Below are 13,964 nucleotides of genomic sequence, written 5' to 3'. Positions count from 1 at the left end.
GTCTTCACTCCTATTTCATTTCCAACTTGATGTTGCCGTATACGCGTTCGCGGATGCTCCGATCGCCGACAACCTCGCTCCAAGGCTCCTTGACCTCGGCAAGCGCGACGCCGATCCGTTGATTCAGCTGCGCGCGGCTTTCTTCGTCCTCGAGCACGGCTTGCTTAATCCGGTCGAGTCCGACTCTCTCCACCCAATCCGAGGTGCGCTCCAAATATTTGGCGTCCTCCCGGTAGTATTGCAGGAAAGCGCCCGTCACCTCGACCAGTTCCTCGTCCGTTTTGACCTTGCACAGCAGGTCCGCGATCCGCGGCTTGATGCCGCCGTTGCCGCCCACATAGATTTCCCAGCCGCCGTCGTTGCCGACGATGCCGACATCCTTCGTGCACGATTCGGCGCAGTTTCGCGGACAGCCGTTGACGGCCATTTTGAGCTTGGCCGGCATGTCGAGGCGCTCGAACATTTTCTCCAGGCGCACGCCCATGTTCACCGAGTCCTGGGTGCCGAATCTGCAGTAGAGGGAACCGACGCAGGTTTTCACGGTGCGCAGCGCCTTGGCGTAGCCGTAGCCCGACGGCATATCCAGCTCCGACCACACGTCCGGCAGATTCTCCTTCTTCACGCCGACCAGATCGATGCGCTGGCCGCCGGTCACCTTGACCATCGGCACGTCGTATTTCACGGCTACCTCGGCTATGCGGCGAAGCTCTTCGGGCGTCGTAACCCCGCCGTACATCCGCGGAATGACGGTGTAGGTGCCGTCCTTCTGGATGTTCGCGTTCAGCCGTTCGTTCACAAAGCGCGAATCCTTCTCGTCCGCATGCTCCTTGGGCCACGCCATGCCGAGGTAATAATTGATCGCCGGACGGCACTTCGAGCAGCCTTCCGTGTTGCTCCATGCCAGAACGTGCATCACTTCGCGGACGGTGGTCAACCGCTTCTCGCGAATGGCGGCGACCACCTCGTCCCGGCTGAAGGCCGTGCACCCGCAAATGCCGGTTTTCGCGGCGGCGGTATTCGCGTACTTGTCGCCCAGCACAAGCTGCAAAATGCTTCCTACGGTTGGCAGGCAGCCGCCGCACGAACGGCCGGCGCCGGTGCATGCTTTTACTTCGTCCACCGTCGTCAGGCCCTGCTCGTTAATGGCGTTAATGATCACGCCTTTGGAAACCCCGTTGCAGCCGCACACGATTTCTTCATCCGGCATGGCGGCAATGCGCTCGGCGGGCGATCGGCCGACTGCGGCCGCCGTGCCCATGAACTCTGCGTACAGTTCGTCCGTCATCGTCGCGCCGGTCCGGATCCACTGCTGGATGACGGCCGAATCCGTCACGTCCCCGAACAGCACGCCGCCCACGATCGTACGGTCCTTCAGCAAAAGCTTCTTGTACGTGTTTTTCCATTCGTCCTGTTTGCGGAGAACCGTGAGCTCCTTGCTGTCCAGAAATTGGCCGGCCGAGAACACGTCCACGCCGGAGATTTTCAGCTTGGTCGACGTGACCGAGCCTACATAAGGCGCCGTGTCGGTGCCGGTAATATGCTTCGCCAGAATTTGCCCTTGCTCGAACAACGGCGCGACCAGACCGTAGCATACGCCGCGGTGCTCATTGCATTCGCCCACGGCATAGACGCCCGGAACGGAGGTCTGCATGTAGTCGTCGACGAGAATGCCGCGGTTCACTGCGATCCCGCTGTCCGCGGCAAGCGCCGTGTTCGGGCGAATGCCCACGGCCATGACGACCAGATCGGCCTCCAGCCCGGTGCCGTCGGTGAAGCGCAGCCCTTGCACGCGATCTTCGCCGTAAATTTCGGCCGTTTGCTTCTCCATCAGGAATTGCAGGCCCTGGCGTTCAAGCTCGGCCTTCAGCATGGCGGATGCGGTCGGATCGAGCTGGCGCTCCATCAAATCCGGCATCAGATGGACGACCGTCGCTTCCATGCCCAGGTTGACCAGGCCCTTGGCGGCTTCAAGACCGAGCAGTCCTCCGCCGATAACGGCCGCTTTCCTGAAGGTTTTTGCCGCTTCCATCATCGCGCTGCAGTCCGCAATGTCGCGGAAGCCGATGACGCCTTCCTTGTCTTTGCCCGGAATCGGCAGCACGATCGGGTTGGAGCCGGTCGCGATAATGAGCCGGTCGTACGGAACGGCAAGGCCGGTATCGGTATGCACGGTCCGCTCCCGCGTGTCGATACGGGTCACGTTCGTTCCGGTGTGCAGCGTAATGTTGTTTTCCTTATACCACGACCATCCGTTCAGGATGATATCGTCGATCGTTTTGCTGCCTTCCAATACATAAGACAGCATGATCCGGTTATAATTAGGATAAGGCTCCGCGCCGAATACCGTGATGTCGTAGCGGGAAGGAGCCAGCTTCAGAATCTGTTCGATCGTGTTGATTCCGGCCATGCCGTTGCCGACCAGCACCAGTCTCTCTTTTGTGTTATCCATATCGTTTGTTTCCCTCCATCGTGTTGCCTCTTTGGCATAAACCAATCTTAGCGGCATTGCGGCTGCATTGTGTATCGGGGGAAACTCTGAATTTCCCGGTCCGATTCCCCTACTTGCGGTGTGGAAAATCACTAGGGAAAACCCCGACAGCCCCCGCTCATCGCGGCACTTTAAAGCCGGATTCCGGCGTTACTGCACGCTCAGGAGCGCATCGCGCTGCAATACAAAAAGGCCTAAACGCCGTCCATTGTGAATGGCGGGTTTAGGCCTTGATGATCATATTTAATGGCTGCGGCTTACTGGTGTTCCTCTTTGGGCACAAAGAAACGAACCTCGGTGCCGCGTCCCGGTTGGGAGGTCAATTCCAGACGGCCGCCGATGCTTCTTGCGCGCTCTTCCATGCTGAACAAGCCGACCCCGCGTCCGACACGGTCGGAATGAAAGCCTTGGCCGCGGTCCTTGACGCGCACTTCCACCTCGTTGTCCCGTTCCGTCAGAGAGACCTGCGCCTCCATGACATCCGCATATTTGGCGATATTGGTCAGCGCCTCCTGAATGACGCGATAGATCGCCGTTTCCTTCATCACGCCGAGCCGGCTCTTCAAGCCGCACTCCAAATGAACGCGGATGCCGAAATGCTGCGAATAGTTGTCCACGTACGTCCGGATCGCGGGCACAACGCCGAGATCGTCAAGCACCGAAGGGCGCATTTCCCATGCGAGTCCGCGAATGTCCTCCATCATGCCGGACACCTCGCCCCGCAGCGCCTTCAGCTCCTTGATCTCCTCATGGTCGCCGATCAACCGGTCCAGCTTGATGAGCAGGGAGAAAAGGCTTTGGCCGATCCCGTCATGAAGCTCTCTGGAGAAACGTTTGCGCTCTTCCTCCTGGATCTCGATGACCTTGACCATCATCTCCTTCAGCTCCTGCTCCGCCTGCTTGCGCTGCGTCACTTCGCTGCGGATCGCCAGGTACTGATAAGGCCGGCCGTCATCGTCCAGGAAAGGCACGATCGTCGTGCTCACCCAGTAAAAGCTGCCGTCCTTGGCCCGGTTCCTGATTTCCCCGTGCCATACCTCGCCGGACGCAATCGTCCGCCAAAGCTCGCGGAAAAAATCGCGTCCGTGATAACCGGAATTGATGATCCGATGATCCTGGCCGAGCAGTTCCTCGCGCTCATATTTCGAGATTTCGCAAAACTTGTCGTTCACGTATTGAATGACGCCCTTCGCATCCGTAATCGCGACGATGGACGATTCGTCCAGCGCGAACTTGACGTCCGCGAGCTGCTTGAGCGACTGATTCATGCGGGCCAGCAGCTCTTTGTCGTCGATCTGCCCCTCAAGCACGGACAACAGATAGTCGACGTCTTCACCGATGATGTCCCGGTATTTCTTGCCGCCGTTTCTATTCAAAGGTAAGCAGTCCTTTCTTCAGCGCGAATTTGATCAGCTCCGGCCGGGTTTTAAGCCCCAGCTTCTCCATCAGGTTGCTCTTGTGGGTTTCCACCGTCTTCACGCTGATCACGAGACTGTCCGCGATTTCCTTGTTGGAATACCCTTTCGCAATCCACGCCAATATTTCCTTCTCCCGCTCGGACAGCGCATCATACGGCCCGGCCCCCTCGCCGCCCTGCTTCATCTTGACGAGATACTCGCTCATCAGCCGCTTCGTCGCCGTCGGATATAGGTAGGCGTCGCCCTTGGCAACGCATTGAATCGCAGACAGCAGCTCGTCGTGCGGGGCATTTTTCAGGATATAGCCGGAAGCGCCGATCTGGATTGCCCGAAACAAATACTCGTCGTCGTCATGCATCGTCAGGATCAGGATCGCCGTATCCGGCAGCAGCTTTTTCAACTCCGTCGTCGCCGTCATTCCGTCCTTGCCGTGCGGCATGCTGAGGTCCATCAGCACGACATCCGGCAGCAGCTCCTGAGCCATCCGGATCGCCTCATCGCCCTCCGACGCCTCGCCCGCTACCTCGATATCGTGCTTGCCATGCAGCAGCATGCTCAAACCGGACCGGACCACCGCGTGATCGTCGCAAATCAGCAGCTTGATCATGTTCTCTCTCCTTTGCGGCGGAAACGAATTCGCGCGCCTCTTTTCCCGTAGTATAGCATATTTTCCCGAAGCGGGCTTTCATGAAAAGATCGGCAAACGCACCACACAAAGAGCCTGCCCGAAACTCATCGACGAGTTCGAGGCAGGCCCTTCCGGTCACTGCTGTCGCATCTGCATATTTCATTTTGGCCGTACGGTCCGTCCAACGCTTTACGCCTTCAGCATCCTTGCGCAATTTCCCTGGCAGCCCGGCACGCGCATTCCAACTCTTCCTTACCGTAGCTTGCTCCCGATCGCCTGCCGAGCAGCAGAACGCCTTGGATGCCTTCCGCCGATTCCATCGGCACCGACACCGCGATGCGGAGCTGTTCCCCCAGCATGACAGGCTCGCCGAGCCGAAACCTTTCCGCATCCGTCACCGCCGCATCCGTGCGCGCCGGCCTACCGGAGCGGATGGCCGTGCCGGACAATCCCGCCGTCGGCTTCTGTTCCACGAGCAGCGTCCGCTCGCTGATGCTGCCGGCCGCAATGTGCCAGCGCAATTTACGCGTATCCGCATCGATCAAGCCGAGTCCCGCGAAATCGCTGCATGTCTCGAGTCTCAACCGCTCCATGCTGGAGGCGATCCCCGCGTGTATCGTCTTCATCGTCTTTCCTCCTTCATACAAATTGCCCGATCTATCGCCGCTGCAACACGCAACATGCGGCTTGCGGACCGCCACCGAGCCCGCTTCCGCTGCTGTAACGCGGTTTTCCGCCTTGCAGCAACCTTTGCCCCTATTGACGGCCACTTTCGGCCTTGCTCTACACCTGGCGATCGATCACACTCGCCTCTCCCAGGCGCTATGATCTTATTGTAAAGGTTCCCTCCCGCTTTGTAAGTCAGGGAATTCCCTGAATTGTTACAGTCTGTTCCCCGAGCGCGGGAAGCAGCCCGTCCCTGCCGCACTTTCCATCCTTCCCGAGGCAAGGGGTGTGATAACCCTCACAGCATTTTCAGGATTTTCACGCCCGATAAATCAGGAAATCCCCTGATTACCTTATCCAGCCCCCGCAGGTATGATGAAGACATCGAGATTCGGGGAGGACGAACAAAATGAGCATTTATTTCGCAAACGAAACGGAACGCAATACGAAAACGGCGGAAGGACGCGGCCACGACGGCAACGCATCCCTGTTCACCGCGGGCCAGCTGGACCAGCTCGCTTCCATTATGCATGTGAAAAAAGTACCCGCCGGCTCCCACCTGTTCTGGGAAGGCGACGACGCCGTATCCGTATACTGGGTACGCAAAGGCCGGATCAAGCTGCGCAAGTCGACCAACGAAGGCAAGGATCTGCTGATCTCCATCATGCAGCCCAACGATCTGCTGGCCGATATCGACGCCTGGGATACGGCCCATCGATTCAGCGCGGAGGCGATGGACGACGTCGAAGTCGGCGTCATCTCCCGCCTACAGCTGGAGCTGCTCATGAGCAAATCCGGCGACTTCTCGTTCCGCTTCGCCATGTGGATGAGCCTCATGCAGCGGCAAACCGAATCCAAGCTGCGCGACCTGCTGATGGGCGGCAAGCACGGCGCTCTCGCTTCCACGTTGATCAGGCTGAGCAACAGCTTCGGCATCGTGCAGCCGAACGGCATCCTGATCGACATCAAGCTGACGAACAGCGAAATGGCCGAGCTCGTCGGCACAACGCGGGAAAGCGTGAACCGGATGCTGAGCGCCATGAAAGACGAAGGCGTCGTTGAAGCCGCGGAAGGCGGCATGCTGCGGATTCTGAACCTGGAGGCGCTGCGCCTGGCGGCGGGCTGCCCCGACTGCCCGGCCTGTCCGAAGGAAATTTGCCGGATTTGACCGGCGCCGTCCCGTCCGCGCGGCGAACCGCCCCAAAACTTCCGTGCTCCTTGTGATTTTTCGTACAGTGACCGGATGCCAGGTGGCGTACGATAAATGCAAAACCAATCAGAAGCAGGGAGTGGAATCGAATGGCAATTAAAGAAACGAAGGTGCAGGAGCAGCCATCGGCCAAATCAGTAATCGACGCATTGGTCAAACGCGCCAAGAAGGCGCAGGAAGAATTCATGTCCCTCACCCAGGAGCAGGTCGATACCATCGTGCAGAAAATGGCGCTGGCCGGGCTCGACAAGCACATGTACCTGGCGAAGCTGGCCGTAGAGGAAACGGGGCGGGGCGTCTACGAGGATAAAATCACAAAAAACATTTTTGCGACCGAGTACATCTATCACAGCATCAAATACGACAAGACGGTAGGCGTCATCGAACGGAACCCTTACGAGAATTACAAAATGATCGCGGAACCGGTCGGCGTCATCGCCGGTGTGACCCCGGTCACGAACCCGACTTCGACCACCATGTTCAAAGCGCTGATCGCCATCAAGACACGCAACCCGATCATCTTCGGCTTCCATCCGTCCGCGCAGCATTGCAGCGCCGAAGCGGCCCGCATCCTGCTGGACGCGGCCGTGCTCGCAGGCGCGCCGGCCAACTGCATCCAATGGATCGAACAGCCGTCCATGGAAGCGACGGGGCTGCTGATGAACCACGAAGGCGTCGCCCTCGTGCTGGCAACGGGGGGATCCGCGATGGTAAAAGCCGCATACAGCACAGGCAAGCCCGCGCTCGGCGTCGGACCCGGCAACGTGCCCTGCCTGATCGACAAAACCGCGAACCTGAAGCAGGCGGTCACGGACCTGATCCTGTCCAAGACGTTCGACAACGGCATGATCTGCGCGTCCGAGCAAGCCGTCATTGTGGAAGAGGCGATCTACGAGCCGGTGAAAAAAATGATGTCCGTGCTGGGCTGCCACTTCCTGAACCGGGAAGAAACGGAGGCGGTGTCCAAGCTGGTCATCAACCCGGAAAAATGCGCGGTCAACGCCGTCATCGTCGGCCAGCCCGCCGTCAAAATCGCCCAGATGGCGGGCATCGAAGTGCCTGCCGATACGAAAATTCTCGTGGCCGAGCTGGACGGCGTCGGAGAGAAATATCCGCTATCCGCCGAGAAGCTGAGCCCCGTGCTCGCCTGCTACAAAGTCAAATCGGCCGAGCTCGGCGTCGAGCGTGCGGCGGAGATCGTCCGGTACGGCGGCATGGGCCATTCCTCGGTCATCCACTCGTACGACAACCGGATCATCGAGCTGTTCGCATCCCGGCTCCAGACCGGCCGCGTGATCGTCAACTCGCCTTCGACGCACGGCGCGATCGGTGACATTTACAACACGAACCTGCCGTCCCTGACGCTGGGCTGCGGCTCTTACGGCCATAACTCCACGACGAACAACGTCTCGGCCGTCAACCTGCTGAACATCAAGCGGGTGGCCGAACGCACGGTGAACATGCAGTGGTTCAAAATACCGCCGAAGCTGTATTTCGAGAAGGGCTCGACGCAGTATTTGGCCAAAATGCCGGACATCTCGCGCATTCTGATCGTCACGGACGAGATGATGATCAAGCTCGGCTATGTAGAGAAGATTGAGTACTACCTGCGCAAAAGGCAGTCGCCCGTGCAAATCGAGGTATTCGCCGACGTCGAGCCCGATCCGTCGGTCGACACGGTCACCCGCGGCACGACCGTGATGAACAGGTTCCAGCCCGACTGCATTATCGCGCTCGGCGGCGGATCGCCGATGGACGCGGCGAAGGCGATGTGGCTTTTCTACGAGTATCCGGATACCGACTTCGGCGGCATGAAGCAGAAATTTCTCGATATCCGCAAACGGATCTACAAATATCCGCGGCTCGGCCAGAAAGCCAAATTCGTCGCGATCCCGACCACGTCCGGCACAGGCTCGGAGGTCACGTCCTTTGCCGTCATTACCGACAAGAACAACGGCAACACGAAATACCCGCTGGCCGATTATGAGCTCACGCCGGACGTCGCGATCATCGATCCGGAGTTTGTTTACAGCCTGCCTAAGACAGTCGTCGCCGATACCGGCATGGACGTGCTGACCCACGCCATCGAGGCTTATGTGTCGGTCATGGCAAGCGACTATTCGGACGGCCTGGCGATGAAGGCGATCCAGCTTGTGTTCGAGAATCTGGAGAAATCGTTCGCGACCGCCGATCCCGTCGCCCGCGAGAAAATGCACAACGCATCGACGATTGCGGGAATGGCGTTCGCCAACGCGTTCCTCGGCATCAACCACAGTCTGGCGCACAAGTTCGGGGCGGAGTTCCATACGGCGCACGGACGCACGAACGCGATTCTGATGCCGCACGTCATCGCCTACAACGCGCAGCGGCCGAGCAAGTTCCAGTCGTTCCCGAAATACGATCATTTCAAAGCCGACGAGCGCTATGCCGAAATCGCGCGCATGCTGGGACTTCCCGCCCGTTCGGTGGCGGAAGGCGTCAATAGCCTGATCGATGCCATCCGCAAGCTGAACCGTTCGCTCGGCATACCGGAAAGCTTCCAGGCCGCGGGCGTCAATGCCGAAGCGTTCGAGGCGAAGGCCGACTATTTGGCCGACCGCGCCTTCGAGGATCAATGCACCACGGCAAACCCGCGCCTGCCGCTCGTGACCGAGCTGGCCGACATTTACCGCAGAGCGTTTTACGGCAACTACTCCCCAAAAAGTGAAGATGGCCTTCGCAGATAATTCCGATTACTGTTCGGGGGCCCCGAAAAACAACAGACTAGACGGAAATGGAGGAAACCATCATGTCCCTATTGGAAAAAACCTTGCAGTCCGGCGGTTCTTTCGATGCTTGGCGAGACTTCAACACAGGAGCCTGGACCGATCGGGTCAACGTTCGCGATTTCATCATCGCGAACGTCACCCCTTACACCGGCGGCGATACATTTCTGTCCGGCCCGACGGAAGCGACGAACCGTCTGTGGGAAATCGTCAGCGTGCTGACCCGCATGGAACGGGAGCGCGGCGGCGTGCTGGACGTCGATACGAATACGCCGTCCTCGATCGTCTCCCACGGACCCGGCTATCTGGACCGCGACCTGGAGCAGATCGTCGGCGTGCAGACGGACGCGCCGTTCAAACGCTCCATCCAGCCGTTCGGCGGCATCCGGATGGTGCAGGACGCCTGCGAAGCATACGGCTTCCAGTTGCCCGACGAGATCGTCCGCTTGTTCACGGACATCCGCAAGACGCATAACCAGGGCGTGTTCGACGCCTATACGGCCGACATGCGGAACGCCCGCAAAGCCGGCATCATTACCGGCCTGCCCGACGCATACGGCCGCGGCCGCATCATCGGCGATTACCGCCGCGTCGCGCTGTACGGCGTCGACCGGCTGATCAAGGAGAAGAAGGACGACCTCCGCCAGACGGAGAAGGCGGCCATGGCGGAATCGGTCATCCGCGAGCGCGAGGAGCATTCCGAGCAAATCCGCGCGCTCGATGAGTTGAAAAGAATGGCGCTCTCCTACGGGTACGACATTTCCCGCCCGGCGCAGAACGCGAAGGAAGCGGTGCAATGGCTGTATTTCGCCTATCTCGGCGCCATCAAGGAACAGAACGGCGCGGCGATGAGCCTCGGACGCGTCTCCTCCTTCCTCGACATTTACTTCGAACGCGACATCAGGGAAGGCGCGCTGTCGGAAACGGAAGCCCAGGAAATTTTCGACCATTTCGTCATGAAGCTGCGGATCGTCAAGTTTCTGCGGACGCCGGATTATAACGAGCTGTTCAGCGGCGACCCGACCTGGGTGACCGAATCGATCGGCGGCATGGCGGAGGACGGGCGGACGCTCGTCACGAAGAGCTCCTTCCGCATCCTCCATACGCTGTACAACCTGGGCCCCGCGCCGGAGCCGAACCTGACGGTGCTCTGGTCGACGGAGCTGCCGCAAGGCTTCAAGGATTACTGCGCCAAGGTATCGATCGAGACGAGCTCCATCCAATACGAGAACGACGACATCATGCGCCCGGTCTACGGGGACGACTACGCCATCGCCTGCTGCGTGTCCGCGATGCGGGTCGGCAAGCAGATGCAGTTCTTCGGGGCGCGCGCCAACCTGGCGAAGGCGCTGCTCTACACGATCAACGGCGGAATCGACGAGAAGCTCGGCATCCAGGTCGCACCGGCAACGGAGCCTGTCAAGGACGAAGTGCTCAACTACGACGCAGTCCGCGCCCGTTACGACGGCACGCTCGACTGGCTGGCGGAGCTGTATGTGAACACGCTGAACATCATCCACTACATGCATGACAAATACTGCTACGAGCGTCTCGAGTTCGCGCTGCACGACCGCTCCATCATTCGCACGATGGCATGCGGCATCGCCGGATTGTCCGTAGTGGCCGACTCCTTGAGCGCGATCAAATACGCCAAGGTGCGGCCGATCCGCAACGAGAAAGGCATCGCGGTCGACTTCGAGATCGAGGGCGAGTACCCGCAGTACGGCAACAACGATCCGCGCGTCGACGATATCGCCGTGGAGCTGGTGCGGGTGTTCATGGAGAAGCTGCGCAAGCATCCGACTTACAGGGACGCCATTCATACGCAGTCGGTATTGACGATCACGTCCAACGTCGTTTACGGCAAGAAAACCGGCTCCACGCCGGACGGCCGCAAAGCGGGCGAACCATTCGCGCCGGGCGCCAACCCGATGCACGGCAGGGACCGCAAAGGCGCGCTCGCTTCGCTCGCCAGCGTTGCGAAGCTGCCGTACGGCGATTCGCTTGACGGCATCTCGAACACCTTCTCCATCGTAGGCAAAGCTTTGGGACGCGAGCCTGAAGCCAGAGTGAATAACCTGACCGCCCTGCTGGACGGCTACATGTCGCAAAAAGCGCACCATCTCAACGTCAACGTATTCGACCGCGCGACGCTGCTGGACGCCATGGAGCATCCCGAGCAGTATCCGCAGCTGACCGTCCGGGTATCGGGCTACGCCGTCAACTTCATCAAGCTGACGCGCGAGCAGCAGCTGGAAGTCCTGAGCCGGACGTTCCACGGGTCGATGTGAGAAAAACTTATCCTTTTCGATAGGCAACAAGTCTGGAGGTTTTGCACCATGAGCACGAGCCGGCATAACCATCCCGATTCCGAGACCAGAGGCCGCATCCACTCCCTCGACACGTTCGGCACAGTGGACGGTCCGGGCATCCGCTTCGTCCTGTTCATGCAGGGCTGCGCGCTCCGCTGCCAATTCTGCCACAACCCCGACTCCTGGGACACCGCGGCAGGGAAACCGATGGACGTCGAGGCCGTTCTCGCGGAAATAGAGCCGTATGTCGACTATTACAGGCTTTCAGGCGGAGGCATTACCGTAACGGGGGGCGAACCTACCTTGCAGGCGCCCTTCGTGGCCGCCCTGCTTCGAGAGGTGAAGAGCCGGTTCGGCCTTCACACCGCCCTCGACACATCGGGCTTCTGCGAGCCGTCGCACGCCGACGCCTCCGGCCTGCTGGACGCCGCCGATCTGGTGCTGCTCGATCTGAAGCAAATGCACAACGCACGGCACGAGACGCTGACAGGCCAGTCGAACGAGCGAATCCTGCGCTTTGCGCGCCACCTGTCGGACCTGGGCAAAAGCATGTGGATCCGCCATGTGCTCATTCCCGGCGTCACGGACGGCTATCAGGATCTGTTGGAGCTGGGCCGGTTCGTCGGAACGCTGCGGGGCGTGCAAAAGCTGGAACTGCTGCCTTATCACCGGATGGGCGTCTATAAATGGCAGGAACTTGACATGCCGTACCCGCTTGCCGGCGTCCCGACGCCGACCGGACAGGAGGTTGAGCGCGCCCGGCAAATTATCGAAGCGGGCCGGGCGGAAGGCTTGAAATTAAGAGCCGTATGATACGCGCATAGTTGCTGTTTTAACAAAAAAAGGAGCCGATTCCGGGGTCGTACGACTTTTCGGAATCGGCTCCTTTTTTTCACCGCCATAGATCAATCCGCGAATCCGCGCGCTCACGCGCACCCGTTTCCCTGCGTGTTCCTTCCTACATTCCATCCAACATAAAATGCCCCTATTAGCGAAAACAGGCCGTCCGGTTGGATAATTTCCAACGTTGATTATCCCGGAAGATGCTTATTTGCGCTATTTATGCTCCAAATGTTTCGTGCAATTCAGAAGATCACACCGCCACTCCGCCAGGTCAAGCACGGTCACCGACAGCGAGGCGTTCGCCAGATGCTCCGGCACCTCCGCGCCGAAGCGGTGAACCAGCACAGGCTCGATAAAGCCTCCATGACTAACAATGAGCACACGTTTGTCTTTTCGGTTGCTTCCCATGTCATAAAAAAAAGAATCCCATCTCGCCAACACCGATTCGATGGGCTCCCTCCCGACCTCCACTTGCCGCCAATTGTCGCCCCAACGCTCGACTCTCTCCGCAAGCGTCGTTCCTTCATGCTCCCCGAACCCCCGCTCGCGGAGCCTGGCATCCGCGCCCCAAAAGGGAATACCGGACGAACGGCTCACAAGCTCAGCCGTTTCTTGCGCCCTTATCAGATCGCTTGACAACATACCGTCCCAATCGGCAAATTCCAGACGGTGAGCGAGCAATAGCGCTTGCGTTCTTCCTTCCTCCGCCAGCGGCGTATCCATCTGTCCCTGCATGCGGCCGAGCAAATTCCACTCCGTTGTCCCGTGGCGAATAAACCCGATCTTGATCATGCCTTCTGCATATGCTCCTTTGCAATCTCGGGGGCAACAAAATATTTAGCGTTCTTCTCCAATATTTCATTCGATTCATCGGTGATGATGATGCATTCCTCTATACCGAAAGCTCTGCAGAACGTCGTCTTACCCGCTTTGGAGCTGTCAACCAGCACATACGTTTCGGCAGAATTGTTTTTGACGATTTCCTTTTTTTTCGCTTCCTTCAGATCCGGCGTGTTAATGCCGCTCTTCAGGTTATAGCCGCTTGCTCCGAGGAACGCTTTGTCGAAAAACATACCGCCGAGCAGCGTATCGGTCATCGCCCCGGCTATCGAAGCAAGCGATTTCGTTACTTCCCCTCCCAACACGATGCATGAAAACGCTGCGTCGGCGATTTGCGCAAACACCTTCGTGTTGGAGGTGATTATTTTTATGTTTTTATGTTTCAGGTACTTAATCATTTCGAGCACAGTCGTTCCGGAATCGATGTAAATAACGTCTCCGTCATTGACCAAGGAAGCCGCAAATTTTGCTATTTGATCCTTTTTCTCGATATTAAGCATTTCTTTCGTTTGAATTGGCGTTTCGTATGCGTCTTCCTTGATCCGGACGCCTCCCCCTCGCAGCAATTCAATTTGCCCGTCCTCGGCCAGTATGCGCAGATCCCGGCGAATGGTAGACAATGAGGTGTTCTTCATGGTTTGGGCGAGTTCTTCCACATACACAATTTCTTTTTTCTCGACCTCTTCAAGGATCTGCTTTCTTCGAACATACGGTATCATAATTTCATGCACCTCAGCCCTCGCACATTTGTTGCTCCAAGGTAAACAAATACATAACAAATTATAACACAGAGC

The 13,964-nt window shown here is 58.6% G+C and carries 10 protein-coding genes; 4 read left to right on the top strand and 6 right to left on the bottom strand.

What is annotated here, in order from left to right:
• Nucleotides 1–10 precede the first annotated feature (10 nt).
• The 4 genes from nirB to RWM61_RS08395 all read right to left on the bottom strand — a co-directional run bounded on the left by nirB (nt 11) and on the right by RWM61_RS08395 (nt 5,160).
• Nucleotides 11–2,449 carry a nitrite reductase large subunit NirB gene (gene nirB / locus RWM61_RS08410; protein WP_313999481.1) on the bottom strand — a complete coding sequence of 813 codons (2,439 nt, stop codon included), beginning with the start codon at nt 2,447–2,449 and terminating at the stop codon, nt 11–13.
• Between the two features lie 296 nt (nt 2,450–2,745).
• Complete coding sequence (locus RWM61_RS08405) at nt 2,746–3,864, bottom strand: PAS domain S-box protein (RefSeq protein WP_399538199.1); 1,119 nt, start codon at nt 3,862–3,864, stop codon at nt 2,746–2,748.
• A complete protein-coding gene (locus RWM61_RS08400) occupies nt 3,857–4,513 on the bottom strand; it encodes a response regulator transcription factor (protein WP_313999479.1) in 657 nt (218 codons plus the stop codon). The genes RWM61_RS08405 and RWM61_RS08400 overlap by 8 nt, the downstream gene beginning before the upstream one ends.
• Nucleotides 4,514–4,731: 218 nt before the next feature.
• The gene (locus tag RWM61_RS08395) at nt 4,732–5,160 is read right to left on the bottom strand and encodes a GAF domain-containing protein (RefSeq protein WP_313999476.1); all 429 of its coding nucleotides are present in this window, start codon (nt 5,158–5,160) and stop codon (nt 4,732–4,734) included.
• 449 nt (nt 5,161–5,609) lie between these two features.
• On the opposite strand from RWM61_RS08395, the gene RWM61_RS08390 reads away from it, so the two are divergent.
• From RWM61_RS08390 to pflA, 4 genes are all read left to right on the top strand, one after another.
• Nucleotides 5,610–6,368 carry a Crp/Fnr family transcriptional regulator gene (locus RWM61_RS08390; RefSeq protein WP_313999473.1) on the top strand — a complete coding sequence of 253 codons (759 nt, stop codon included), beginning with the start codon at nt 5,610–5,612 and terminating at the stop codon, nt 6,366–6,368.
• Nucleotides 6,369–6,499: 131 nt separating this feature from the next.
• A complete protein-coding gene (gene adhE / locus RWM61_RS08385; RefSeq protein WP_313999471.1) occupies nt 6,500–9,136 on the top strand; it encodes a bifunctional acetaldehyde-CoA/alcohol dehydrogenase in 2,637 nt (878 codons plus the stop codon).
• Between the two features lie 62 nt (nt 9,137–9,198).
• Nucleotides 9,199–11,466, top strand: a complete 2,268-nt coding sequence (gene pflB / locus RWM61_RS08380; protein ID WP_313999469.1) for a formate C-acetyltransferase — start codon at nt 9,199–9,201, stop codon at nt 11,464–11,466.
• A gap of 48 nt (nt 11,467–11,514) precedes the next feature.
• On the top strand, nt 11,515–12,300 hold the full coding sequence (gene pflA / locus RWM61_RS08375) for a pyruvate formate-lyase-activating protein (RefSeq protein ID WP_313999467.1): 786 nt from the start codon (nt 11,515–11,517) through the stop codon (nt 12,298–12,300).
• Nucleotides 12,301–12,543: 243 nt separating this feature from the next.
• Here pflA and RWM61_RS08370 read toward each other — a convergent pair whose 3' ends face one another.
• Together RWM61_RS08370 and RWM61_RS08365 are read right to left on the bottom strand one after the other, a co-directional pair.
• Nucleotides 12,544–13,122 (bottom strand): histidine phosphatase family protein, encoded by a 579-nt coding sequence (locus RWM61_RS08370; RefSeq protein WP_313999465.1) that lies wholly within the window; start codon nt 13,120–13,122, stop codon nt 12,544–12,546.
• Nucleotides 13,119–13,889, bottom strand: coding sequence for a DeoR/GlpR family DNA-binding transcription regulator (locus RWM61_RS08365; protein WP_313999464.1), 771 nt, complete (start codon nt 13,887–13,889; stop codon nt 13,119–13,121). The genes RWM61_RS08370 and RWM61_RS08365 overlap by 4 nt, the downstream gene beginning before the upstream one ends.
• Between the last annotated feature and the right edge of the window lie 75 nt (nt 13,890–13,964).

It is taken from the genome of uncultured Paenibacillus sp., from assembly GCF_963515335.1.
Classification (GTDB): Bacteria; Bacillota; Bacilli; order Paenibacillales; family Paenibacillaceae; genus Paenibacillus_I.
The sequence above is the reverse complement of the archived record's forward strand: the minus strand, read 5'-3'. Positions and strand labels throughout refer to the sequence as shown.

Excerpts from the sequence above, each read along its gene's own strand:
- nirB (WP_313999481.1), bottom strand. The coding sequence starts at position 2,449 with ATGGATAACACAAAAGAGAGACTGGTGCTGGTCGGCAACGGCATGGCC.
- RWM61_RS08400 (WP_313999479.1), bottom strand. The coding sequence starts at position 4,513 with ATGATCAAGCTGCTGATTTGCGACGATCACGCGGTGGTCCGGTCCGGT.
- RWM61_RS08395 (WP_313999476.1), bottom strand. The coding sequence starts at position 5,160 with ATGAAGACGATACACGCGGGGATCGCCTCCAGCATGGAGCGGTTGAGA.
- RWM61_RS08390 (WP_313999473.1), top strand. The coding sequence starts at position 5,610 with ATGAGCATTTATTTCGCAAACGAAACGGAACGCAATACGAAAACGGCG.
- adhE (WP_313999471.1), top strand. The coding sequence starts at position 6,500 with ATGGCAATTAAAGAAACGAAGGTGCAGGAGCAGCCATCGGCCAAATCA.
- pflB (WP_313999469.1), top strand. The coding sequence starts at position 9,199 with ATGTCCCTATTGGAAAAAACCTTGCAGTCCGGCGGTTCTTTCGATGCT.
- pflA (WP_313999467.1), top strand. The coding sequence starts at position 11,515 with ATGAGCACGAGCCGGCATAACCATCCCGATTCCGAGACCAGAGGCCGC.
- RWM61_RS08370 (WP_313999465.1), bottom strand. The coding sequence starts at position 13,122 with ATGATCAAGATCGGGTTTATTCGCCACGGGACAACGGAGTGGAATTTG.
- RWM61_RS08365 (WP_313999464.1), bottom strand. The coding sequence starts at position 13,889 with ATGATACCGTATGTTCGAAGAAAGCAGATCCTTGAAGAGGTCGAGAAA.